This is a genomic window from Mycolicibacterium baixiangningiae, assembly GCF_016313185.1.
Lineage (GTDB): Bacteria > Actinomycetota > Actinomycetes > Mycobacteriales > Mycobacteriaceae > Mycobacterium > Mycobacterium baixiangningiae.
Genome location: NZ_CP066218.1, coordinates 1,362,763 through 1,385,261 on the forward strand (window position 1 = coordinate 1,362,763; position 22,499 = coordinate 1,385,261).

The 22,499-nt window shown below is 68.9% G+C and carries 22 protein-coding genes and 1 tRNA gene; 13 read left to right on the forward strand and 10 right to left on the reverse strand.

Going from position 1 to position 22,499, the window contains the following annotated elements:
• Positions 1 to 55 precede the first annotated feature (55 nt).
• The 8 genes from sepX (at position 56) to I7X18_RS06455 (ending at position 6,966) form a co-directional block, all read left to right on the forward strand.
• Complete coding sequence (sepX, locus tag I7X18_RS06420) at positions 56 to 1,132, forward strand: divisome protein SepX/GlpR (RefSeq protein WP_193047894.1); 1,077 nt, start codon at positions 56 to 58, stop codon at positions 1,130 to 1,132.
• Between the two features lie 50 nt (positions 1,133 to 1,182).
• Positions 1,183 to 1,255: transfer RNA gene (locus tag I7X18_RS06425), tRNA-Ala, on the forward strand.
• A gap of 177 nt (positions 1,256 to 1,432) precedes the next feature.
• On the forward strand, positions 1,433 to 1,810 hold the full coding sequence (locus I7X18_RS06430; protein WP_193047893.1) for a hypothetical protein: 378 nt from the start codon (positions 1,433 to 1,435) through the stop codon (positions 1,808 to 1,810).
• Positions 1,811 to 1,956: 146 nt separating this feature from the next.
• Positions 1,957 to 2,955 carry an acetyltransferase Pat gene (locus tag I7X18_RS06435; protein WP_193047892.1) on the forward strand — a complete coding sequence of 333 codons (999 nt, stop codon included), beginning with the start codon at positions 1,957 to 1,959 and terminating at the stop codon, positions 2,953 to 2,955.
• Positions 2,955 to 3,782, forward strand: a complete 828-nt coding sequence (locus tag I7X18_RS06440) for a shikimate 5-dehydrogenase (protein ID WP_193047891.1) — start codon at positions 2,955 to 2,957, stop codon at positions 3,780 to 3,782. The genes I7X18_RS06435 and I7X18_RS06440 overlap by 1 nt, the downstream gene beginning before the upstream one ends.
• Before the next feature lie 295 nt (positions 3,783 to 4,077).
• The gene (locus tag I7X18_RS06445) at positions 4,078 to 5,565 is read left to right on the forward strand and encodes a PE-PPE domain-containing protein (RefSeq protein WP_193047890.1); all 1,488 of its coding nucleotides are present in this window, start codon (positions 4,078 to 4,080) and stop codon (positions 5,563 to 5,565) included.
• Positions 5,566 to 5,600: 35 nt separating this feature from the next.
• Positions 5,601 to 6,254, forward strand: a complete 654-nt coding sequence (locus I7X18_RS06450; protein ID WP_193047889.1) for a DUF5642 family protein — start codon at positions 5,601 to 5,603, stop codon at positions 6,252 to 6,254.
• Positions 6,255 to 6,318: 64 nt separating this feature from the next.
• Entirely contained in the window at positions 6,319 to 6,966 is a 648-nt protein-coding gene (locus I7X18_RS06455) for a DUF5642 family protein (protein ID WP_404822847.1), read from the forward strand.
• Positions 6,967 to 6,972: 6 nt separating this feature from the next.
• Here the strand turns inward: I7X18_RS06455 and I7X18_RS06460 are convergent, their stop codons facing one another.
• Both I7X18_RS06460 and soxR read right to left on the reverse strand, forming a co-directional pair.
• On the reverse strand, positions 6,973 to 7,569 hold the full coding sequence (locus I7X18_RS06460; protein WP_193047887.1) for an alpha-ketoglutarate-dependent dioxygenase AlkB: 597 nt from the start codon (positions 7,567 to 7,569) through the stop codon (positions 6,973 to 6,975).
• Between the two features lie 33 nt (positions 7,570 to 7,602).
• Positions 7,603 to 8,034: a redox-sensitive transcriptional activator SoxR gene (gene soxR / locus I7X18_RS06465; protein WP_193047886.1), complete on the reverse strand. Its 432-nt coding sequence runs from the start codon at positions 8,032 to 8,034 to the stop codon at positions 7,603 to 7,605.
• 56 nt (positions 8,035 to 8,090) lie between these two features.
• On the opposite strand from soxR, the gene arcA reads away from it, so the two are divergent.
• A complete protein-coding gene (gene arcA, locus I7X18_RS06470; protein ID WP_193047885.1) occupies positions 8,091 to 9,290 on the forward strand; it encodes an arginine deiminase in 1,200 nt (399 codons plus the stop codon).
• Between the two features lie 34 nt (positions 9,291 to 9,324).
• Here the strand turns inward: arcA and I7X18_RS06475 are convergent, their stop codons facing one another.
• Together I7X18_RS06475 and I7X18_RS06480 are read right to left on the reverse strand one after the other, a co-directional pair.
• On the reverse strand, positions 9,325 to 10,194 hold the full coding sequence (locus I7X18_RS06475) for a putative endonuclease domain-containing protein (protein WP_193047884.1): 870 nt from the start codon (positions 10,192 to 10,194) through the stop codon (positions 9,325 to 9,327).
• 117 nt (positions 10,195 to 10,311) lie between these two features.
• On the reverse strand, positions 10,312 to 11,853 hold the full coding sequence (locus I7X18_RS06480) for a dolichyl-phosphate-mannose--protein mannosyltransferase (RefSeq protein WP_193047883.1): 1,542 nt from the start codon (positions 11,851 to 11,853) through the stop codon (positions 10,312 to 10,314).
• A gap of 24 nt (positions 11,854 to 11,877) precedes the next feature.
• Here I7X18_RS06480 and rsmI point away from each other — a divergent pair, with 24 nt between their 5' ends.
• Complete coding sequence (gene rsmI, locus I7X18_RS06485) at positions 11,878 to 12,714, forward strand: 16S rRNA (cytidine(1402)-2'-O)-methyltransferase (protein WP_193047882.1); 837 nt, start codon at positions 11,878 to 11,880, stop codon at positions 12,712 to 12,714.
• On the opposite strand, the gene I7X18_RS06490 is transcribed toward rsmI, so the two are convergent.
• From I7X18_RS06490 to metG, 6 genes are all read right to left on the reverse strand, one after another.
• Positions 12,711 to 13,097 carry a DUF1330 domain-containing protein gene (locus I7X18_RS06490; protein ID WP_193047881.1) on the reverse strand — a complete coding sequence of 129 codons (387 nt, stop codon included), beginning with the start codon at positions 13,095 to 13,097 and terminating at the stop codon, positions 12,711 to 12,713. The two genes, rsmI and I7X18_RS06490, sit on opposite strands and share 4 nt — an antisense overlap.
• On the reverse strand, positions 13,094 to 14,362 hold the full coding sequence (locus tag I7X18_RS06495; protein WP_193047880.1) for an aminodeoxychorismate synthase component I: 1,269 nt from the start codon (positions 14,360 to 14,362) through the stop codon (positions 13,094 to 13,096). Before I7X18_RS06495 ends, I7X18_RS06490 begins: the two co-directional genes overlap by 4 nt.
• Positions 14,363 to 14,381: 19 nt before the next feature.
• Positions 14,382 to 15,266, reverse strand: coding sequence for an RNA polymerase sigma-70 factor (locus I7X18_RS06500; RefSeq protein ID WP_193047879.1), 885 nt, complete (start codon positions 15,264 to 15,266; stop codon positions 14,382 to 14,384).
• Positions 15,263 to 16,462, reverse strand: coding sequence for an NAD(P)/FAD-dependent oxidoreductase (locus tag I7X18_RS06505; protein ID WP_193047878.1), 1,200 nt, complete (start codon positions 16,460 to 16,462; stop codon positions 15,263 to 15,265). The genes I7X18_RS06500 and I7X18_RS06505 overlap by 4 nt, the downstream gene beginning before the upstream one ends.
• Before the next feature lie 130 nt (positions 16,463 to 16,592).
• Positions 16,593 to 17,939 carry an NADP-specific glutamate dehydrogenase gene (gdhA, locus tag I7X18_RS06510; RefSeq protein WP_193047877.1) on the reverse strand — a complete coding sequence of 449 codons (1,347 nt, stop codon included), beginning with the start codon at positions 17,937 to 17,939 and terminating at the stop codon, positions 16,593 to 16,595.
• Positions 17,936 to 19,525, reverse strand: coding sequence for a methionine--tRNA ligase (gene metG, locus I7X18_RS06515; RefSeq protein WP_193047876.1), 1,590 nt, complete (start codon positions 19,523 to 19,525; stop codon positions 17,936 to 17,938). The genes gdhA and metG overlap by 4 nt, the downstream gene beginning before the upstream one ends.
• Positions 19,526 to 19,538: 13 nt before the next feature.
• On the opposite strand from metG, the gene I7X18_RS06520 reads away from it, so the two are divergent.
• The 3 genes from I7X18_RS06520 to rsmA all read left to right on the forward strand — a co-directional run bounded on the left by I7X18_RS06520 (position 19,539) and on the right by rsmA (position 22,493).
• Positions 19,539 to 20,390, forward strand: a complete 852-nt coding sequence (locus tag I7X18_RS06520; RefSeq protein WP_193047875.1) for a TatD family hydrolase — start codon at positions 19,539 to 19,541, stop codon at positions 20,388 to 20,390.
• 94 nt (positions 20,391 to 20,484) lie between these two features.
• Positions 20,485 to 21,612 carry a resuscitation-promoting factor gene (locus I7X18_RS06525; RefSeq protein ID WP_198730531.1) on the forward strand — a complete coding sequence of 376 codons (1,128 nt, stop codon included), beginning with the start codon at positions 20,485 to 20,487 and terminating at the stop codon, positions 21,610 to 21,612.
• A complete protein-coding gene (rsmA, locus tag I7X18_RS06530; RefSeq protein ID WP_193047874.1) occupies positions 21,609 to 22,493 on the forward strand; it encodes a 16S rRNA (adenine(1518)-N(6)/adenine(1519)-N(6))-dimethyltransferase RsmA in 885 nt (294 codons plus the stop codon). Before I7X18_RS06525 ends, rsmA begins: the two co-directional genes overlap by 4 nt.
• Positions 22,494 to 22,499 lie beyond the last annotated feature (6 nt).

Genomic DNA, 22,499 nt, shown 5'->3' on the forward strand with positions numbered 1-22,499 from the left:
CGCCCCTAGGTGCGCTGGTCAACCGACCTAGCCTGTAGGGGAAAGGAGCAGGCGAATGCCAAGCATCCCCCAATCTCTGCTGTGGATCTCGCTTGTGGTGCTCTGGCTCTTCGTGCTGGTGCCCATGCTGATCTCTAAGCGAGATGCCGTGCGGCGCACCAGTGACGTCGCACTGTCGACCCGCGTGTTGAACTCCGGGCAGAGCGCTCGACTGCTCCGTCGTACCCGCCCGGCGGCCGGACATCACTCCGACCCGGACTGGCGCCCCTCCTCGGACGAGCACGACGAGCACGACGAGTTCGACGACGATCATGACGACGACCGGCACGACGAACACCTCGAGCAGGTTGACGAGCCGCAACGCGCGGTGGTCCTGGCCGCCACGCCGCGGCCGGACGCCGAGCCGGACTACCTCGACGTCGACATCGTCGAGGACGAGTCCGCCGCGCTGCCCGTCGGCGCCGCCGAGCACGAAACCGCGGAAGTCCGGCTCGACGACGAGAACGACGCCGAGGACGACATGGCCGAAGACGACATCGCCGAAGCGACAGCCGAATTCGACGTAGCCGAATTTGACTCAGCCGAATCCGACACAGCCGAACCGGCCGGCGACGGCACCGACGACGAATACGAGTACGTGCCGGACTCCTCGGGACTCGAGGCCGAACCGGAGAGCGAACAGCCCGTCGACTCGCTCAGCGCGGCGCGCAGGCGCCGTCACGAGTCGAAGACCGCCGCGGCCGTCAGCGCCCGCAAGTACCAGTTCCGCAAGCGCATGGTGACGTCGTTGGGGGTGGCGCTGCTGGCGTCGGCGCTCCTGGCGTACTTCGTGGCGCCGTGGGCGTGGTGGCTGTGTGGGGTGGTCGGCGTGGTCACCGTTCTCTACCTCGGATACCTCCGCAGGCAGACCCGGATCGAGGAGCAGGTACGGCGCCGGCGGGCGCAGCGGGTCCGTCGCTCGCGGCTGGGCGTGGAGAACACCGGCGACTCCGAGCTCGACGTGGTGCCCGCCCGGTTGCGGCGTCCCGGCGCGGCGGTGTTGGAGATCGACGACGAGGATCCGATCTTCGAGCATCTCGACGAGGTGGCCTTCGCGCGGCACTTCGACCTGCCGAGAGCCGCCGGCCAGTAGCTCGGTTTCGGCTGGTGCGTGACGGCTGGTAGCCTTTCGTACCGGTATCAGGGGCTATGGCGCAGTTGGTAGCGCGACTCGTTCGCATCGAGTAGGTCAGGGGTTCGATTCCCCTTAGCTCCACTTTCGACGGTTCGGCGGCCGTGCATCGGGTTCATTCCGATGCCGGAATACCGCCCCCGAAAATTCACAGGATCTGGTACTCCCGTGCGGGTGCGCGGGTTGATCCGCCCTGATAATCTGCTCGGGCGCGCTGACGTCAACAACCGGGATGCAATCCCGCAGAGAAAGGGGAGGCAGATGGCCGAACACGCCGAAGCCCTCGTCCGCAAGTCAAAGAAGCTGGGCATTACGGGTCTTGGTGCGCTCGCCGTCACGGGAGCCTTCCTGGCGTTCGGAGCCGGAACAGCCGGCGCTGACGTCTCGGACGTCGAGGGCGATCCCGCGGCACCGTCTGCATTCCCCGTCGCCGAAGACGGCATCCGCGTCGCCGATCCCGGCGTCGTGAACGCCGGTCCGTCCGAGGTTCGCGCGGCCGACATCAATGCGCCCCTCGCCCCGGCCGGCGGCGAGTCCAAGGATTCCCTGCGCGCCGTGCCGTCCATCACCGGCGGCATCGGGACCTACGTCGACTTCGGTCCGTTCGGCGGCCCCGGCGCGCCGATCTGGGACTGGTGACCCCGGCCCAGCCGGCCTGAACCACGAAGGGCGCCCGGTTTCCGTTTCGACGGAGTCCGGGCGCTTTTCGTTGTGCCTGACGGTGATGCGTGCCGGCGCTCGGCGTTCCTTGCCGCGCCCGTCGGCGACGCCGTAGCCTCGGGAGCGTGGCCGGTGTGACCGCCGCCCGTGCAGACGAACTCGCGGCGTTGGACTTTTTCGCCGGCTGCTCCACCGGGACGCTGGAGCCGTTGGCCGCGCAGTTGCGGCCACTGACCGCCGCGCCGGGGGCGATCCTCATGCGTCAGGGCGAACACGCGGTGTCGTTCCTCCTCCTCGCGTCCGGGCGCGTCCAGGTCTGCCACACCGGCGCGGAGGGTCTGCACGCCGTCGCCGACGTCAACCAGGGCATGATCGTCGGCGAGATCGCGCTGATGCGTGAAACCCCGCGCACCGCCACCGTCATCGCGCTCGACGACGTGGCCGGCTGGGTCGGCGCGCACGAAGCCTTCGCCACGATGCTCGAGATTCCGGGCATGATGAACAAGCTCGTCCGCATCGCCCGCCAGCGGCTCGCGGCGTTCATCGCACCGATCCCGATCACGGTGCGCGACGGGACAGTGCTCTACCTGCGGCCCGTACTCCCAGGCGACAACGAACGCACCATCAACGGTCCGGTCGAGTTCTCCAGCGAAACGCTCTACCGGCGATTCCAATCGGCCCGCAAACCCACGCCGCGACTGATGGCGTATCTCTTCGAAGTGGACTACGCCGATCATTTCGTATGGGTGCTGACCGACGGCGCCGACGGGCCGGTGGTCGCCGACGCCCGGTTCGTGCGCGACGAAGCCGATCCGTCGACCGCCGAAGTCGCGTTCGTTGTGGGGGACGACTACCAGGGCCGCGGCATCGGCACGCTGTTGATGGATGCGCTCGTGGTCGCGGCGAGCTACGACGGTGTGCGCCGCTTCACCGCCCGCGTGCTCACCGACAACTATGCGATGCGCAGGATCCTCGACCGGTTCGGGGCGCAGTGGCACCGCGAAGACCTCGGAGTGGTCACCACCGTCGTCGACGTGCCCGACCCCGCCACCTTGGCGTTCCCGCCCGAGCTCACCGCCCTGATCCGCGACGTCACCCGCCAGGTCATCCGGGCTGTCGGCTGATGGGCCGCCCGCCCCTGAGCAAGGACACCCGGCTGTGCATTTCCCTGGCCGGCCGCCCCAGCAACATCGGCACCCGCTTCCACAACCACCTCTACGAGGTGCTCGGGCTGGACTTCCTCTACAAGGCATTCACCACCACCGACATCGCCGCGGCCATCGGCGGGGTGCGGGCGCTGGGCATCCGCGGGTGCTCGGTGTCGATGCCGTTCAAACGCGACGTGATCGCCCTGGTCGACGAGGTCGAGCAGTCCGCGCGGGTGATCGACGCCGTCAACACGATCGTCAACGACGACGGACATCTCACCGCCGCCAACACCGATTACCTCGCCGTGCAGCGACTCGTCGACCAGTACGCGCTCGACCCCGGCCGGCCTGTGGTGATCCGAGGAAGCGGGGGGATGGCGTCCGCCGTCGGCGCCGCATTCCGCGACCGCGGGTTCACAGTCGGGACCGTGGCGGCGCGCAATGCGCGGACCGGGCGCGAGCTCGCCGGCCGGCTCGGCTACGGCTACGCCGCCGAGGTCGGATCGTGCGAGGCCGCCGTGCTCGTCAACGTCACGCCGATCGGGATGGCGGGTGGTCCCGAAGAACAGCAGCAGGCCTTCGACACGGACGCGATCGCGAAGGCGGACACCGTGTTCGACGTCGTCGCCACCCCTTCCGAGACGCCGCTGATCACCGCTGCGCGCACGGCGGGTGTCCGGGTGATCACCGGGGCGGAGGTCGTGGCGCTGCAGGCCGCCGAGCAGTTCGAGCGGTACACGGGTGTGCGGCCGACGCCGGAGCAGGTCGCCGAGGCGTCGGCGGTGTCGCGCAGTGCCGGCTAGGGCGTGATCGTCGACCCGCAGTGACGTCGCCATGTCAGGCGGGGTAATCGCCACGCGTTGCGGTAAGCGCCGGGGCAAACGATGGCGAAATGACTTTGAAACTCCTGGAGCATTGCCGACGCTGGTCGCGGCCAGTGCTGTCGTTGCCGGTGTAAAGAGTTGCTGGCCGTCGTCAACGCTTCCTGTGATTTTCCCAGGACCGAGTGCGAAACTCCATGTGGCACGCTGCGCAGCTCCCTCCCGGGGAAGTCAGCTGAAGGTCGGATGGCTTGCTGTCAATCCTTGGGGGAGTTCAATGGTTCGGACGTCCGCGCGTTCGCTGGCTGTCGTCGTGGGCGCCATATTCGGAATTCTGGCGATCGGATGGTCGGTAACGCTCACGTCGGCGGTGCAGTTGCTGGCGGTCACGGTGCTGGCGATGGGGGGCACGCAACATCCGCTCGTGGACGGCCAGGGCGGATGGGCCGACGACCCCGCCTTCGTCTCGGCCTACGTCGACGACGCGATCCGGGTGTACGTGGCGCCGAGTGGGGCCGTCCGCGGTGATCCCGCCGACGCGGAGTACGCCGGGGTCGCGGTTCATACGCCGGAGGAGTTCGGCCCGGTCTTCGGCACCAAGACGTTCGACGACTCGGTCGCGGCGGGGACGGACAACCTCGACAAGTGCGTCCACGGATCGGCCCAGTGTGTCTCGCACACCATGACCGGCGATCCCCAGCCAGGGGCACCCATCGTGGTGTACGGGTATTCGCAGAGCGCCGTCATCGCGACGATCGAGAAGCGCAAGCTGATCGAGCAGTACAACGAGACGGGCGAGGCGCCTGACGTCACGTTCGTGCTGCTCGCCAATCCGAACCGCCCCAACGGCGGAGTCCTGCAGCGTTTCGACGGCTTCCACATCCCGATGCTCGACGTCACCTTCAGCGGGTCGACGCCGACGGACAGCGAGTTCACGACGGTCGACATCGCCCGTCAGTACGACGGCTGGGCGGACTTCCCGGCGTACCCGGTGAACATGGCGGCCACCGCGAACGCCCTTCTCGGCATCTACTACCTGCACGGCGACTACTGGAGCGACGATGTCGGCGCCCCGCTCGAACAGGGCCAAGTCGGCGATACCACCTACTACCTGATCCCCACCGAGCGCTTGCCGCTGCTGATGCCGCTGCATCAACTCGGGGTACCGACCCCGCTCCTGACGGCGATGGACGCACCCCTGCGCGTCATCGTGGAGTTCGGCTACGACCGGGATCCCGACCATGTCGGCACGCGGACGCGGGCCGGCCTCATCCCGCTGATCAACCCGATCACCGGCGTCACCAGCCTGGTGCTCGCCATCCCGACCGGTCTCGACGACGGCCTCGCCGAAGCGAGTGCCGACCCGCAGTTCCGGCCACTTGGCACGTCGGCGGCCACCAGCCCCTACGGCGTGGGCGGAGTGGAACTGGGCGACCCGATGCCGTCGCCCGAGCCCATCACAACGACGGCGTCCAGCGAGTCCACCGAAGTGGCCCCGATCGAAACACCGGTCGCCGAGCGGAACTCGGGCACGCAACCCGTTCCCGTGCAGCCGGTCCTGGATCGGCCGCGGACGAACATCCTTCGCAACCTGGTACCGCCGCGTGGGGACACCTCCTCGGAGGCGCCGGCCGTGGAGCGTCGGCCGCTCAAGCGGTTGTTGACCCGTCTGACCGGTCCGCGCGAGGAGACGCAGGGGCCGGCCGCCGCCACCGGTGGGGGAGATCCGGAGCCCGCGGCCCACAGCGACCCGGACGCCGCCTGACCGATGCGGCGCGCGCGTTGTGATATCAACGCGACGTGCGCCGCTTCGCGGTCATCATGGCCGCCGCCCTGAGCGTGGCTTCCTGCGGTCAACCGTCGCCACCTCCTCCCGCTCCGTCGAGCACCAAGGCGGCCGGGCCGATCGACCCGTCTCGCATCAACCGGGCCCGCTACGAACTGCCGCCGGACTACGAGGTGGCGGACGTGCAGGGCCGCGTCGCACCGCTCGCGCAGTGGGGGTACGGCCCGGACTGGTCGGCCGATCCGCCCCAGTGTGGCGCGCTCGCCGACCCCGTGGTCGATCCGGCCACGGCGCGGGGCTGGTCGGCATCCGGCGCCGGCGGCATCGTCTTCGCGGTCGCGGCGGATGGCGCGGTGCCGCCCGACCCGGCACTGCTCGCGCAATGCGGTGCGTGGACCATGGCGGCCGGTCCGACGTCCGGCACCGTCCGGTTGGTCGACGCGCCATCGGTGCCCGGGGTCCTCACCTCCGGCGTGGTCGCCGACACCCTCACCGTCGTCGAGGGTGGTACCGAAACCCGTTCGCACGCGCAGACTTTTGTTGCCCACGAGGGCACGCGCCTGGTGTACGTCACCGTCGTCACCGACCCCGGTTCGCCGCACCCCGCGCTGGGCGGGGACTTCGGCGCGGATCTGTTGGCCAGGACAGTGGCCGCGTTGCGGAGTTGAGTGTCGGCCGCCGGGTACATTGGCGGCGATGTTTTACCCGAGAGCGATGTTTCACCCGAGAGCGATGACGGCTGTGGCCTGTGTCGGCGTGCTCGCCGGGTGCGGTTCCAGCCCCGCCGAATCAGATTCTCCCACCGCCGACATCTCCCGTGTCGCGCAGGTGAAGGCGATGTTCGGACCGCAGTTCCAATACCGCGACGTCGCGCCGACGGGCATCGACCCCAAACTGCTGCAACCGCAGAAGATGCCGCCGGGCTTGACCTTTCGGCCTCCGGAGTGCGCTGCGTTCGCCGAAGGTCAGCTGCCCGAGGCGGATCTGAAGGGCAACATGGCCGCGGCGACCGCCGAGGGTGAGGGCAACCGGTTCATCGCGCTGGCGGTCGAGACCAACGAACCGGTGCCGGTCCCCGATCCGGGCGAGGCCTGCAAGAAGGTCGAGTTCGGAGGCACCGGGCTGCGCGGGCTGGTCGAGGTGGTGGAGGCCCCGCAGATCGAGGGCGTGCAGACCGCCGCCACCCATCGCGTCCTGCAGACGGTCGTGGCGGGCGCGCCCCGCACCGGCGAGTTGTACAACTACACCGCCCGTTTCGGGCCGTACCTGGTGATCGTGACGGCCAATCCGCTCGTGATTCCCGGCAAACCGGTGGCGCCGGTGAACACCGAGCGGGCCCGCCGACTGCTCGTCGACGCGGTCAACGCGGTGCGGGGCTGACCACGCTCAGCGGACGTCGTGCGGCCGAAACTGGATGCTGATCCGGGGGCCGGTGGGCCTGGTGGTCTTCGGAATCGCGTGTTCCCAAGTGCGCTGGCATGATCCGCCCATCACCAGCAGGTCGCCGTGGTGGTGCTGGATGCGCAGCGACGGGCCTCCGCCGCGCGGCCGCAGCGCGAACACCCGGGTGGCGCCCAGGCCGACGATCGCGACCATCGTGTCCTCGGTGCTGCTGCGGCCGATGTTGTCGCCGTGCCAGGCGACGCTGTCGTTGCCGTCGCGGTAGAGGCACAGCCCCGCCGTCGTGAACGGTTCGCCGAGCTCGCCGCCGTAGGTGTCGTTGAGGCGGCGGCGCATCTGTTTGAGCCGCGGATGGGGTGCCTTGCCGTCGGCCAGATCGTGGAAGCTGAGCAGCCGCGGTACGTCGAGCACCCGGTCGTACATCTGCCTGCGCTCGGCACGCCAGGGGATGCCGTGGCGCAATTCGTCGAAGAGCGTGTCGGCGTCGGTCAGCCAGCCAGACCGCACGTCGAGCCATGCGCCGTTGCCCAGCATGCGGCGGTCTGCGTGCTCGAAAAGCGAGCCCTGTAGAGCCAGCTCCATGTCGCCGAGTGTATCGCACAGGCGTTCGACGGGTCAGAGGCGAACGGGCCCGGGTCCGCTGTCGGCGAGGACGTCGCCGGGGTTGGCCAGGGTGCACGTCTTGAGGCTGAGGCAGCCGCAGCCGATGCAGCCGGCGAGGTTGTCGCGCAGCCGTTGCAGGTGCAGGATCCGCTCCTCGATGTCGTCGCGCCAGCTGGCGGACAGCTTGGCCCAGTCCTTGCTCGTCGGCACCCGGTCGCCGGGAAGGGTCGCCAGGGCCGCGCGGATGCGGGCCAGCGGGATGCCGAGCCGCTGGGACATCCGGATGAATGCGACACGCCGCAGGGTCTCGCGCGCGTAGCGCCGTTGGTTGCCCGCGGTGCGCCGGCTGGTGATGAGCCCTTCGCGTTCGTAGAAGTGCAGCGCCGAGACCGCGACACCGCTGCGGGCGGACATCTCGCTCGGCGTCAGCTCGTGGCCGTCCATGACCTGAACCATACTTGAGGTCTCCGGCGGGAGGTGGGGGCGCTACGGTGCTACATGTGACATTGGGCTGCGATTCCGAGGTCGGCACGTTACGGGTGGCGATCCTGCACCGCCCCGGCGCGGAGCTGCAGCGGTTGACCCCGCGCAACAACGATGCGCTGTTGTTCGACGGATTGCCGTGGGTGTCGCGCGCCCAGGAGGAGCACGACGCGTTCGCCGAGCTGCTGCGGTCGCGAGGTGTCGAGGTGCTGCTGTTGGCCGACCTGCTGACCGAGGCGCTGTCCAGCGGGGCGGCGCGCATGCACGGGATCGCGGCGGCCGTCGACCCGCGCCGGTTGGGAATACCACTGGCACAGGAACTCTCCGCGTACCTGCGCACCCTGGAAGCCGCCCCGCTGGGACACGTGCTCGTCGCGGGCATGACGTTCAACGAGTTGCCGTTCGCCGCGAGCGACCTGTCGCTGGTGCGCCGCATGCACCACGGCGGAGATTTCGTGATCGATCCGCTGCCCAATCTGCTGTTCACCCGCGACTCGTCGTTCTGGATGGGGCCGCGGGTGGCGATCACCTCGCTGTCGCTGCCCGCCCGGTCCCGCGAGACGTCGCTGACCGACCTGATCTACGCCCACCATCCGCGGTTCCTCGGGGTGCGACGGGCCTACGAGTCGCGCTCGGCGCCGGTCGAAGGCGGTGACGTGCTGCTGCTGTCGCCGGGCGTTGTCGCCGTCGGGGTGGGGGAGCGCACGACGCCCGCGGGGGCGGAGGCATTGGCGCGCAGCCTGTTCGACGACGATCTGGCACACACCGTGCTCGCGGTGCCGATCGCCCAGGAGCGCGCGCAGATGCATCTGGACACGGTGTGCACCATGGTCGACGTCGACGCCGTCGTGATGTACCCGAACGTCGTCGACTCGTTGTCGGCGTTCACGATTCACCGCAACGGCGACGGCGGGGTGCGGATCGACGATGCCGCGCCGTTCGTGGCCGCCGCCGCCGAGGCGATGGGGATCGACCGGTTGCGCGTCATCGACACGGGGCTCGACCCGGTCACCGCCGAACGCGAGCAGTGGGACGACGGGAACAACACCCTAGCGCTCGCCCCGGGTGTGGTGGCTGCGTATGAGCGCAACACCGAAACTAATGCGCGGCTTGCGGATTCGGGCATCGAGGTGCTGGCGATCGCGGCATCGGAGCTGGGCACCGGCCGCGGCGGGCCGCGCTGCATGTCGTGTCCGGCCGCGCGCGACCCGCTCTAGGGGCGCCTTCGCCGCGAAACAGCATTCCCGGTCGTCAAGCCGAGCGGTTGGCAGCCCTGCGTTCTGTCTCGCGCTGGGCCCACGACTCGCGCACCCGCTGCACGATCTCGTAGGGCCGGTCCTCGGCGATCACCCGGACATGTAGCCAGCCACGTCGTCGCAACCTGGTCAGCCGTTTGTGATCCCACACATATCGCAGGCGGTCGTGTTGGTGCTGCTTGCCGTCGTACTCGACGGCGATCATGACGTCCTCCCAACCCATGTCGAGATAGGCGAAGGGGTCACCGTAGTCGTCCAACACGGGGATTTGGGTGGCCGGTCGCGGGAACCCGGCATCGATCAGCAACAACCGCAGCCAAGTCTCTTTCGGCGACTGGGCGCCGGCGTCCATCAGATCGACGGCCTCCCTGCACCGCTGGAGACCGCGTGCTCCCTTGTACCGATCCGCGAGTGGGAGGACGTGTTCGACCGACAAGCCCGTCGCCCTGGCGAGCGCATCGAGATGCGCGACGGCCGCCCCGCGGGGAAGGAATCGGCCGAGATCGAGAGCAGTTCGCTGAATCGAAGCGACCGCCATGCCGCTGATCTCGACGACCTCGTCGCAGGCGAAGCGGTCATTGCGCGCGATGATCCCCCGCGGCGGGCGGTTGTTGCGCCATATCAATTCGATCGGAGCGTTCTCGTCGACCCACTCGGCTCCGTGCAGCGCCGCTGCGGCTCTGCCGGTGACCACACCGCGACGTTTCGACCACAGCCACGCGCCAACGGTGTTGTGGTAGAGCGACGGCTCTGCGATCGCGGGTTGGTACACATCCGGGAAAATCGCCCGGTACGCCGTTCGTAAGCGTGCCCGTGACATCTCGCCACGAGCCAGCGCTTCGCTGCCCAAGAATACGGTCCTCATGCGCAGATGATGCTCAGCTCGTCCGACAGGTCGACGAGACAGCAGCGAGGGCTATCAACAGGCGCGCTTGACAGCCGGGAATGCTGTTTCGCGGCGCAAGCGCGCCAAGCGCGAAAGCTACCGCCAGCTGGGCAGCCAGATCTGCATGTTCCACGTCGACTGGCTGATCGGGATGCCGGTGAGAATCGGGAACAGCCACGCGAAGTTCGTGATCACCAGCGCCACATAGCCGGCGACGACCATCAGCCCCAGCGTGCGCCGCTCGGCGTTCTGCCGCGGCGCCCGCAGGATGTCCCCGAGGATCAGCGCGATCGCCATCACCAGGAACGGCGCCATCACGGCCGCGTAGAAGAAGTACATCTGCCGGTCGATGTCGGCGAACCACGGCAGGAAGCCCGCCGAATATCCGGTCAGCACCACCGCGTACCGCCAGTCGCGCTTGACGAACGCGCGCCAGATCGCCCACCCCAGCACCGGCACCGCGATGAACCACATGGCCGGCGTGCCGACGAGCATCACGGCCTTCACACACGACTGCGCACCGCAGCCCGGCACGTCCTGGTTGTCGATCGCATAGAGCACCGGCCGCAGCGACATCGGCCATGTCCACGGCTTCGACTCCCACGGGTGGTGGTTGCCGTCGGCGTTGGTCAGCCCGGAATGGAATCGGTACGCGGCGTAGGTGTAATGCCACAGCGAGCGCACGGCATCGGGGACCGGCCACGCGCTGTGCTCGCCGATGGACTGTCCGGCCTCATGCCGGTTGACCCCGGTCTCGGAGGCGAACCACGGCGTGTACGACGCCAGGTACACCGCGACGGGGATGAGCCCGAGCGCGTAGGCGGCCGGACCCGTATCGCGGCGCAGCGTGCCCACCCACGGCCGCGCCACCCGGTACTGCCGGCGCGCCGCGACGTCGAGGGCCAGCGTCATCACGCCGAAGAACACGACGAAGTAGAGCCCCGACCACTTCGTCGCGCACGCCAGGCCGAGAAGCACACCCGCACCGAATCGCCACCACCGCACGCCGAGCCGCGGCCCCCACGGCGTCTCCGCGATCCGCCCTTCGAGCAGGGCGACGTGCATCCGTTCCCGGACCTGGTCGCGGTCGACCATCAGGCAACCGAACGCCGCGACGACGAAGAAGGTGAGGAACCCGTCGAGCAGCGCAGTGCGCGACGCGACGAAGGTGACGCCGTCGGCGATCAGCAGCAGCCCGGCGATACCCCCGACGGCCGTCGAGCGGCTGATCCGCCGCGCGATCCGTGCGACGAGCAGGATCAACACCACCCCGCACACCGCTCCGGAGAACCGCCAGCCCAGCCCGTTGTAGCCGAACAGCGCCTCGCCGATCGCGATCAGCTGTTTGCCGACGGGCGGGTGCACCACCAGCCCGTAGCCGGGGTTGTCCTCGACGCCGTGGTTGTGCAGCACCTGCCAGGCCTGCGGGGCGTAGTGCTTCTCGTCGAAGATCGGCGTGCCGGCGTCGGTGGGTGAGCCGAGGTTGAGGAACCGGGTGATCGCGGCGAGTGCGGTGACGACGGCCGTCATGGCCCAGCCCTGCAGCCGGTCGACCGGTCCGAAGTCGGCGACCGGGACCAGAGGGGCCGGGCTGATGACCGGGACCGCGCGCGGAGCTTCGGTGGCGGGGGCGGTCACGTCTTCAGATCGTAGGCTGTGGGCATGACCGCCGGACGTCTGCTGCTCGGCGCAACCCCACTCGGCCAGCCCGGCGACGCCTCGAAACGGCTGGTGGCCGCCCTCGCGAACGCCGATATCGTCGCCGCCGAGGACACCCGGCGCGTGCGCCTGCTCGCCCAATCGCTGGAGGTGCAGCCCACGGGCCGGGTGCTGAGCCTGTTCGACGCGAACGAGGCGTCACGGGTGCCGACGCTGATCGAGGCGATCAAGTCGGGGGCGACGGTGCTGGTGGTCAGCGACGCCGGGATGCCGCTGATCAACGATCCGGGGTACCGGCTGGTGAGCGCCTGTGCGGACGCCGGGCTGATCGTCAGTTGCCTCCCGGGACCGTCGGCGGTGACGACGGCGCTGGCTGTCTCCGGGCTGCCGTCGGACCGGTTTTGCTTCGAGGGTTTCCCGCCGCGCAAACCGACCGCCCGACGGACGTGGCTGCGGTCCCTGGCGACCGAGCAGCGCACCTGCGTCTTCTTCGAATCACCCCGCCGGCTGCCGGACACCCTGCGCGACGCCGCCGACACGCTCGGCGGTGACCGCAGGGCCGTGGTGTGCCGGGAGCTGACGAAGACCCACGAGGAGGTCAAACGCGGCACGCTGGCCGAGCTCGCCGACTGGGCCGGCGACGGGGTGCTGGGGGAGATCACCGTCGTGCTCGCGGGTGCGGTGCCGTCCGCCGATCTGGACACCCTGGTTGCCGACGTCAACGAGCGCGTCGCGGCGGGCTCACGCGTGAAGGATGCGTGCGCCGAGGTGGTCGCCGCCAACCCCGGGGCGCCGTCGAAACGCGACCTCTACGACGCGGTCCTGCGCTCGCGCGATTAGGACTCGGTGACCGGCCACTGCGCGGTGGCGATCAGCTCCGCGCGTTCCAGCGCCTGCGCCCGGTGCACGTGGATGGCGTTGTACTCCTCGCTGGTGACCATCTCGAGGAAGGCCGACGGCGTCGGGTACCGGACCGCGAGGATGGCGTCCCACCACGGGCTGCCCTCGTCGCCGATGACGAATGCCGGCGAGGTGCCGCCGTACACGATCGACGCGCCGACCCGTTCGAGGAACGGCGCGACCGCGGCGCCGTAACGCTGGTAGCTCTCGAGCCCGTCGGGTTCGGCGAATTTGAGCAGGTTCACCATCACGACCGGCTGGTCGGACGCGAACTCGGTCAGCGCGGGCAGCGGCAGCGGGCCGATGCCGGTCGGTTCACTCATACCGGGTTGATTACCACAGTTCGGTCGCCGCGCGGAACCGGCGAGCGTGCGCCGACGATGGGCGCCGCTTTGTGCAGGCATTCGTCCCATTCGCGGTCCGGATCGGAGTCGGCGGTGATGCCGCCGCCGACACCGAGCACCGCGGACCCGTCGGCGCCGAACTCCACAGTCCTGATCGCGACGTTAAGTTCACAGCCCGCCACCGGAGACGCGAAACCTACTGAGCCGCAGTAGATTCCGCGCCGCCGCGGCTCCCATGTCCGCAGCAGGCTGCGCGCCCTGACCTTGGGTGTGCCGGTGACCGACGCGGGCGGGAACGTCGCGGCGAGCACGTCGCTCATCGGCAGGCCGGTGCCGACCTCGGCGGTGACCGTCGACACCAGGTGCCACACCCCGGGCGCCGGGCGCACGGCCAGCAGTTCGGGCACCGTCACCGTTCCGATGTCCGCGATGCGGCCGAGGTCGTTGCGCACCAGGTCGACGATCATGATGTTCTCGGCGACGTCCTTGACCGACGTCCGCAGTCCGGACGGATCCGCCCACGACGGCAGCGTGCCCTTGATCGGGCTCGACGTCACCGTGGTGCCGCGCCGGCGCAGGAACAACTCCGGCGACAGCGACGCCACCGCACCCCAGTCGCCGGCCAGGTAGGCGGCGCGGGCGGGGGTGGTGCGCATCGCGGTGTCGACGAAGAAGTCCAGCGGTGCGCCGCGCAGGCGGCCGGTGAACTGTGTGCACACACACGCCTGGTACACCTCGCCGGCGGTTATCGCGGCGAGGCAGTCCGTCACGCCCCGGTGGTGGACGTCGCGATCCGCTTGCGTCCAGTCCATCTCGTACGCCGACGGCGCCACCGGCGCGCGCACCGAGTCGACGACCCACGCGGCAGGCGTTGCGCCGCTAAGGCTTTCGTACCACCAGCACCCGTCGGCGTCACGGCGCAGTACACAGTCCGACCATCCGCCCGCCGCCTCGGGGATGCGAGGCCCCGTGCCGTCGGCGCCGGCGTCGGGGTACGACAGGTAGCCGAACCATCCTCCGCCGACGGCGTTCCCGGCGGCGGTTCCCGAGGCGGCCGCCACGTCGAACACCTCCGTCGCACCGACGGGCGCGATCGTCACCGACGGAGCGATCACGGCGCTCGATCCGAACCAGTCGCCGAGCAGTGCCGCGGGCGGCGCCAGCCCGAGCGCGGCGCCGGCCCGGCCGACGGCGGCCAGCACCGCGGGCGCATCGCCCAGGTCGCCGAGCCGCTCGATGCGCACCGGCCAAGCCTGACACAACTCAGCGGCTGATCTCCCGGGGGATGTCGACGCCGGCGAGCTTGTCGGGGTTGCGCATCGCATAGAAGTGGCTGATCTTGCCGTCGACGACCTCGACGGTGACGATGCCCTCGAAACTGTCACCGAGGTAGAGCTTCAGCGCGGGGGCGTTGTTGTACACGGCCGGTTCGACGCGTCCGCCTTCGCCTGCGACCCGCAGCAGGCCCAGGACCAGCTTGCTGACCCGTTCGGCACCGGTGACCGGACGGCGCGCCGCGCTGCGCTTGCCCGCACTGTCGGCGGTCCACACCACGTCGGGGGCCAGCATCTCCATCAGGCCCTCCACGTCGCCGGTCGACGCCGCGGCGAAGAATCGTGCGGTGATCTCCATCGAGGTCTGGGGGTCCACCGGGTCGAACCGTTTGCGCCGCGACTGGACGTGCTCGCGGGCACGGTGGGCCATCTGGCGCACCGAGGCCACGGATCTGCCGACGGCAGAAGCGATCTCGTCGTGGCTGAACCCGAACACCTCCCGTAGGACGAAGACGGCGCGCTCGTCGGGCGAGAGTGTCTCGAGGACCACGAGCATCGCCATGGACACCGATTCTGCAAGCACCACGTCCGCCGAGGCGTCGTTGCTCTCGACCAGCAGCGGTTCGGGCAGCCAGGGTCCGATGTAGTCCTCCCGCCGGCGGGACTGCGCCCGCAGCGCGTTGAGAGCCTGACGGGTGACGAGCTGGGCGAGGTAGGCCTTGGTGTCCTGCACTCCTGCCAGGTCCACCTCGGCCCAGCGCAGGTAACTCTCCTGCAGTACATCGTCGGATTCGGTTGCGCTGCCGAGAATCTCGTAGGCGATCGTGAACAGCAGCGGACGCAGCAGCGTGAACCGCTCGGCGTGGTCGTTCACGACACCGGCGCATCGTGGTCATCCAAGGCGAGCCGCTCGGCGCGCTTGCCGCCCTTGAGCCAGAAGTAGCTCCCCGGCTTGCGCGCCTCGCGGGACAGGAACGTGATCGTGCCCTTGCACACGGCCTCTTTGATCGTCGCCGCGGCGCGGCCACCGATGTACAGCGGCGTCACCCGGTCGTCCAGGTGCGCCACCTGGATGGTGCCCGCTTTGCGGCCCAGGCTGATGCACTGTCCGGTGAACGCCTGGTTGATCGGGGTGGGTTCGGTGCCGGCGATCCGGCTGAGCACGGTGTTGGCGGCCTGCGCGCCGAGCGGGATCGCTGCCTGGCAGCTCATCCGCAACGGTGAGTTCGACGGCGCGGCAGCGTCTCCCGCCGCCACGATGCGCGGGCTGTCGATGCTCGTCAGCGTCTCGTCGGTGAGCAGGCGTCCGAGGGCGTCGGTGGCGAGTCCGCTGCGGGCGGCCAGGTCGGGCACCCCGAATCCGGCGGTCCAGATGGTGAGCGTGCTGGACAGTTCGCGGCCGTCGGCCAGCACGACCGAGCGTTCGCGGACTTCGCCGACCTTGGCGTCGGGGCCGTCGACGACGGTCACGCCCAGTTTGCGCATCCGTCGCGCAACGGACTTGCGTGCGGGGGCGCTGAGGTACGGCCCGAGCACACCGCCGCAGACCAGGGTGACGGCGTGGCCTTCCTCGCCCAGCTCGGCGGCGGTCTCGATGCCGGTGGGCCCGGCGCCGACGACCGTGATCGGGTCTCCGCGACGGACGTCGGCCATGGCCGCGCGCAGCGGTTCGCCGTGCTCGAATTCGGCGATGGGATAGGCGAATTCGGCGGCGCCGGGCACGGTGAGCGACGCACCCGTGCTGCCGACCGCGTAGATCAGGTAGTCGTAGTCGAGCATGTCGCCGGAGGCCAGTTCGACCCGCTGGGCCGCCGCGTCGATCCGGTGCGCCGAATCGACCACCAGCCGGACGTCCGCTCCGAGCACGTCGCCGAACTCCACGACCGCGTCATCGGATCCGGTGACGAGTTGATGCAGCCGGATGCGCTCGACGAACCGCGGCCTGGGGTTGACCAGCGTGACGGCGATGTCACCGTTGACGCGCAGGTGGTTGGCGGCGATGACGCCGGCGTATCCGCCGCCGATCACCACGACGTTGGTCTTCGGTACGGCGTTGCTCTTCTCGGTCATCTCGATCTCCTCGGGTCACCCGGCTCGTCGTCGGCCGCGGAGCGGCCGACCCAGAAGTGCCGGTCTGTCCTCGAGACACCACGCACACCGGGAGTGTGACAGCCCAGCCGCGAATTGTGGTTCAGATCACTCAGATGAGGCCGAGCGCCAGCATCGCGTCGGCCACGCGGGTGAAACCGGCGATGTTCGCGCCGGCCACGTAGTTGCCGGGCTGACCGTATTCCTCCGCGGTCTGCACGCAGCGGTCGTGGATGCGGCCCATGATCCCGGCCAGCTTCTCCTCGGTCTCGGCGAAGGTCCACGATTCGCGGGAGGCGTTCTGCTGCATCTCCAGCGCGCTGGTCGCGACACCGCCGGCGTTGACGGCCTTACCGGGGGCGAAGACGGTGCCGGCCTCGGCGAAGAGTTTCACCGCCTCCGGTGTGCACGGCATGTTCGCGCCCTCGGCGACGATCCGGCAGCCGCCCTTGACCAGACGCGCGGCGTCGGCCCCGTTGATCTCGTTCTGCGTGGCGCTGGGCACTGCGATGTCGCAGTCGGTGTCCCACACATTGCCGCGGGCGAAGTGCGCGTTGCCGCCGCGGAGCTCTGCGTACTCCGAGATGCGGGCGCGCCGAACCTCTTTCACGTCTTTGAGGATCTTCAGGTCGATGCCGTCCTCGTCCACCACGTAACCGTCGGAATCCGAACACGCGATGACCGTGCCGCCGAGCTGCCGGATCTTGTCGATCGCGTAGATGGCCACGTTGCCCGAACCGGACACCACGACGCGCTTGCCCTCGAACGAGTCCCCGCGCGCCTTGAGGATGTCGGCGATGAAGTACACCGTGCCGTAACCGGTGGCCTCGGTGCGCACCAGCGAGCCGCCCCATGTCATGCCCTTGCCGGTCAGCACGCCGGATTCGTAGCGGTTGGTGATGCGCTTGTACTGGCCGAAGAGGTAGCCGATCTCGCGCATCCCCACGCCGATGTCACCGGCGGGCACGTCGGTGTATTCGCCGATGTGGCGGTACAGCTCGGTCATGAACGACTGGCAGAACCGCATGATCTCGCCGTCGGAGCGGCCCTTGGGATCGAAGTCCGAACCGCCCTTACCGCCGCCGATCGGCATACCGGTCAGCGAGTTCTTGAAGATCTGCTCGAAGCCGAGGAACTTGACGATGCCGAGATACACCGACGGGTGGAACCGCAGACCGCCCTTGAACGGGCCCAGTGCCGAGTTGAACTCGACGCGGAATCCGCGGTGCATCTGGATCGCGCTGCTGTCGTCGACCCACGGCACCCGGAAGAGAATCTGGCGCTCCGGCTCGCACAACCGGCGGATCACCGCGGCGTCGGCGTACTCGGGGTGTTTGGCCACCACCGGGCCGAGGCTCTGGAGCACCTCAAAGACAGCCTGGTGGAACTCGGTCTCGCCGGGGTTGCGCTGGGCCACCTCCTCGAAGATGTCCTGCAGGCTCTCGTGCAGTCCGTTCATTCTTCGTCCACCTGGTATCTCGGAAACACGCCGACGGGCTTCGGCAGAGCGGTGCCCGGGTTGAGGCGTTCCGAAACGGCGGTGAAGGTGCGCTCTTCGGCCGGTTGGCCGACCAGATCGAGCAGCGTGGCCATCGACTCCGGCATCACCGGCTGGGTCAGCAGCGCGGCGATGCGCACGGTCTCCAGCGTCGTGTACAGCACCGTCCGGAACCGGGCCTGGTCGTCGGGGGAGTCGGACTTGCGCAGTACCCACGGCTCCTGAGCCGAGAAGTACCGGTTGGCCGCCCCGAGCACCGACCAGATCGCCTCCAGCGCCAGGTGCATCGCCTGGTCGTCGAAATGGCCTCGGACTCGGTCCAGTAGCGCGTCGGCGGCCTCGAGCAGGGCGAGGTCCTCGGCGGTGAACTCGCCGGGTTCCGGGACGGCGCTGCCGAGGTTCTTGGCCACCATCGACAGCGACCGCTGCGCGAGGTTGCCGAATTCGTTGGCCAGGTCGGCGTTGATGCGGCCGATGATGGCGTCCTCGTTGTAACTGCCGTCCTGGCCGAACGGCACCTCGCGCAGGAAGAAATAGCGCACCTGGTCGAGTCCGAAGGTGTCGACGAGGTTCACCGGGTCGACGACGTTGCCGATCGACTTGCTCATCTTCTCGCCGCGGTTGAGCAGCCAGCCGTGCGCATAGATCCGGCGCGGCAGTTCCAGGCCGGCCGACATCAGGAACGCCGGCCAGTAGACCGTGTGGAACCGGATGATGTCCTTGCCGATCATGTGCAGATCGGCCGGCCAGTAGCGGGTGAACGCCTCCGAGGACGTGTCGGGGTAGCCGACGCCGGTGAGGTAGTTGGTCAGCGCGTCGACCCAGACGTACATGACGTGGTCGGGGTGGTCGGGCACGGGCACACCCCAGTCGAAGGTGGTGCGGGAGATCGACAGGTCGCGCAGCCCGCCGGAGACGAAGCTGACGACCTCGTTGCGCCGCGCGTCGGGGCCGATGAACTCCGGGTGGGCCTCGTAGTGGGCGAGCAGGCGGTCGGTGTAGGCCGACAGCCTGAAGAAGTACGTCTGCTCCTCGGTCCATGTCACCGGGGCCCCGGTCTCAGTGGCGATCCGCACACCGTCCTCGCGCAGCGTCGTCTCGTTCTCGGTGAAGAACCGTTCGTCGCGCACCGAGTACCAGCCGGAGTAGGCGTCCAGGTAGATGTCGCCTGCCGCGTTCATCCGCTGCCAGATGTCCCTGCACGCCTCGTAGTGGTCGGCATCGGAGGTCCGGATGAACCGGTCGAACGAGATGCCCAGCTTCTCCTGGAGCCGCTGGAACACATCGGAGTTGCGCTGCGCCAGTTCGGCGGCGGGGATGCCCTGCGTCGCAGCTGTCTCCGCCATCTTCTGCCCGTGGACGTCGGTGCCGGTCAGGTAGCGCACGTCGAATCCGTCGAGCCGCTTGAACCGGGCGATGGCGTCGGTGGCGATGTACTCGTAGGCGTGGCCGACGTGCGGGTCACCGTTGGGATAGGCGATCGCGGTGGTGATGTAGAACGGGGCCCCTGGACTGCGCGTCCCCGCGCCGGGGAGGGTGGTGCTCACGTGGACTGACTCTATGGTGTGGGGCGTGAGTCGCTCGAACCGTCCGGCACCGCCGCCTCCTGAGCCGTTGGCGCCGCTGATCGATGCGCACGCCCACCTCGACGCCTGCGGCGCCCGCGACGCCGACGGCGTGCGGGCGGCGCTGGACCGGGCCGGCGCGGTGGGCGTGCACGCCGTGGTGACCATCGCCGACGATCTGGCGGCGGCGCGCTGGGCCACACAGGCCGCCGAATGGGACGACCGGGTGTACGCGGCGGTGGCGCTGCACCCCACCCGTGCCGAATCGCTGACCGACGACGCCCGCATCGAACTCGAGCGCCTGGCCGCCCATCCGCGGGTGGTCGCGGTGGGGGAGACCGGGATGGACCTGTACTGGCCGGGCCGGCTCGAGGGCTGCGCCGAACCGGACGCGCAGCGCGAGGCGTTCGCCTGGCACATCGATGTGGCCAAGCGGACCGGCAAGCCGCTGATGATCCACAACCGCGACGCCGACGCGGCCGTCCTCGACGTCCTCGCCGCCGAGGGGGCGCCAGAGACCGTGATCTTCCACTGCTTCTCCTCGGACGCGCAGATGGCCCGCACGTGCATCGACGCGGGCTGGCTGCTGAGCCTGTCGGGAACGGTCAGCTTCCGTAACGCCCACGCGCTGCGGGAGGCGGCGCAGCTGATCCCCGGCGACCAGCTCCTGGTCGAGACCGACGCCCCGTTCCTCACCCCGCATCCGTACCGCGGCGCCCCCAACGAGCCGTACTGCCTGCCCTACACGGTGCGCGCGCTGGCCGAGGTCTGCGGCCGGCCGGCTGAGGACTTGGCCCACCAAACCACCGGCAACGCAATCCGCGCATACGGGCTGCGGAAGAGTTGATCTTAGTAGAGGTTTCCGTTACCGTTCTGTGACCGTAAGCACGTTTATCCGAGCTTTTTGAAACGTTTGTACCAATTCTTGGGAATCGATCGATTTGAATGCTCTGAACAGGCTGCACGAGGCGCACTCGCCCCTGCTGCGCTTCGTGGTGGGCGCACTGCTGCTGACCCTGGCCTTCGCCGGTGGTTACGCCGTCGTCGCCCACAAGACCGTGACCCTGTCGGTGGACGGCACGCAGACCACGGTGTCCACGATGAAGTCGCGGGTCATCGACGTCGTCCGGGAGAACGGCTTCGAGGTGGACGAGCGGGACGACCTCTTCCCCGCCGGCGACGCCCTGGTGCGTCCGTCCGACACGATCGTGCTGCGGCGCAGCCGGCCGCTGGACATCTCGCTCGACGGTCAGCACAACCGGCAGGTGTGGACCACGGCGTCGACGGTCGACGAGGCGCTCGCGCAGCTTCAGATGACCGACAGCGCCCCGGCTGCGGCGTCCCGCGGGAGTCGGGTGCCGCTCGGCGGTATGTCGCTTCCTGTCGTCACCCCGAAAACCGTCCAGATCGACGACGCGGGCGCGATCCGCACGGTCCGCGTTGCCGCGCCGAACGTGGCCGGCCTGCTCGAGGCCGCCGGCGCACCGCTGCAGCAGCGGGACACGGTCGTACCGGCCGCCTCGGCGCCGGTTGTCGACGGGATGCAGATCCAGATAACTCGCATCCGGATCGAGAAGTCGACCGAGCGGCTGCCGCTGCAACCGGCCAACACGCGCATCGAGGACGTCAACCTCAACATGAGCCGGCAGATCGTCGAAGATCCCGGGAATCCGGGCGTTCAGGACGTAACATTTGCTATTTCAAAGGTTAACGGTGTGGAAACCGGCAGGTTGCCAGTAGCCAATGTCATCGTTTCACCTGCAAGGAACGCCGTCTTGCGGGTCGGTGCTAAACCCGGCACAGAGGTGCCTCCGGTGCGCGCCGGAGCATCCTGGGATGCCCTCGCCCAGTGCGAAGCCGGAGGTAATTGGACCATCAATACCGGTAACGGATATTTCGGCGGGGTCCAATTTGATCAAAACACCTGGGAGCGCAACGGTGGCCTGAGGTATGCTCAACGGGCGGATCTGGCAACAAGAGAAGAACAGATCGCGATTGCTGAGGTCACTCGGGCAAGGCAAGGCTGGGGAGCCTGGCCCGTGTGCAGTGGAAGAGTGGGGGCGTCGTGACAATTCGGCTACTCGGGCGAACCGAGATACGCCGCTTGGCGAAAGACATCGACTTTCGCCCGCGCAAGTCGTTTGGGCAAAATTTCGTCCACGATGCCAACACCGTGCGCCGGATCGTTTCGGCCTCCGGTGTGCACCGGCATGACCACGTTCTCGAAGTGGGGCCGGGGCTCGGTTCGCTGACGCTGGCGCTGCTCGATCGCGGTGCTCATGTGACGGCAGTGGAGATCGATCCACTGCTCGCCCAACAGCTTCCGACGACGATCGCGGACCACTCGCACAGCGAGATCAACCGGCTGACGGTGCTCAACCAGGACATTCTGACGCTGATGCCGTCGGATCTGGAGAACCAGCCGACCGCGCTGGTCGCCAACCTGCCGTACAACGTCGCCGTGCCCGCGCTGCTGCATCTGCTCGCGGAGTTCCCGACGATCCGTTCGGTGATGGTGATGGTCCAGGCCGAGGTGGCCGAGCGGCTCGCCGCCGACCCCGGCGGCAAGGATTACGGCGTGCCGAGCGCGAAGGTGCGGTTCTACGGAAACGTCCGGCGGTACGGCATGGTCTCGCCGACGGTGTTCTGGCCCATCCCCCGGGTGTACTCGGGATTGGTCCGGATCGACCGGTACGAGACGTCGGCGTGGCCCACTGACGAAAGTTTCCGGGCCCAGGTTTTCGACCTGATCGACATCGCTTTCGCGCAGCGTCGCAAGACCTCGCGTAACGCGTTCGCCGAATGGGCCGGATCGGGCAACGAGTCGGCGCGCCGGCTGCTGGCGGCCAGCATCGATCCGTCGCGACGCGGTGAGACGCTTGCGATCGCGGATTTCGTCCGGTTGCTGCAGCGCTCGGGTGAATCCGAGGAGCAGGTCCGCGTCCTGTAGCTGCGC

Excerpts from the sequence above, each read along its gene's own strand:
- I7X18_RS06440 (WP_193047891.1), top strand. The coding sequence starts at position 2,955 with ATGGGCCGCCCGCCCCTGAGCAAGGACACCCGGCTGTGCATTTCCCTG.
- I7X18_RS06505 (WP_193047878.1), bottom strand. The coding sequence starts at position 16,462 with ATGACCGAGAAGAGCAACGCCGTACCGAAGACCAACGTCGTGGTGATC.
- I7X18_RS06430 (WP_193047893.1), top strand. The coding sequence starts at position 1,433 with ATGGCCGAACACGCCGAAGCCCTCGTCCGCAAGTCAAAGAAGCTGGGC.
- I7X18_RS06475 (WP_193047884.1), bottom strand. The coding sequence starts at position 10,194 with ATGAGGACCGTATTCTTGGGCAGCGAAGCGCTGGCTCGTGGCGAGATG.
- I7X18_RS06490 (WP_193047881.1), bottom strand. The coding sequence starts at position 13,097 with ATGAGTGAACCGACCGGCATCGGCCCGCTGCCGCTGCCCGCGCTGACC.
- rsmI (WP_193047882.1), top strand. The coding sequence starts at position 11,878 with ATGACCGCCGGACGTCTGCTGCTCGGCGCAACCCCACTCGGCCAGCCC.
- gdhA (WP_193047877.1), bottom strand. The coding sequence starts at position 17,939 with ATGAACGGACTGCACGAGAGCCTGCAGGACATCTTCGAGGAGGTGGCC.
- I7X18_RS06520 (WP_193047875.1), top strand. The coding sequence starts at position 19,539 with ATGGTGTGGGGCGTGAGTCGCTCGAACCGTCCGGCACCGCCGCCTCCT.
- I7X18_RS06445 (WP_193047890.1), top strand. The coding sequence starts at position 4,078 with ATGGTTCGGACGTCCGCGCGTTCGCTGGCTGTCGTCGTGGGCGCCATA.
- soxR (WP_193047886.1), bottom strand. The coding sequence starts at position 8,034 with ATGGACGGCCACGAGCTGACGCCGAGCGAGATGTCCGCCCGCAGCGGT.
- sepX (WP_193047894.1), top strand. The coding sequence starts at position 56 with ATGCCAAGCATCCCCCAATCTCTGCTGTGGATCTCGCTTGTGGTGCTC.
- I7X18_RS06460 (WP_193047887.1), bottom strand. The coding sequence starts at position 7,569 with ATGGAGCTGGCTCTACAGGGCTCGCTTTTCGAGCACGCAGACCGCCGC.
- I7X18_RS06455 (WP_404822847.1), top strand. The coding sequence starts at position 6,319 with ATGACGGCTGTGGCCTGTGTCGGCGTGCTCGCCGGGTGCGGTTCCAGC.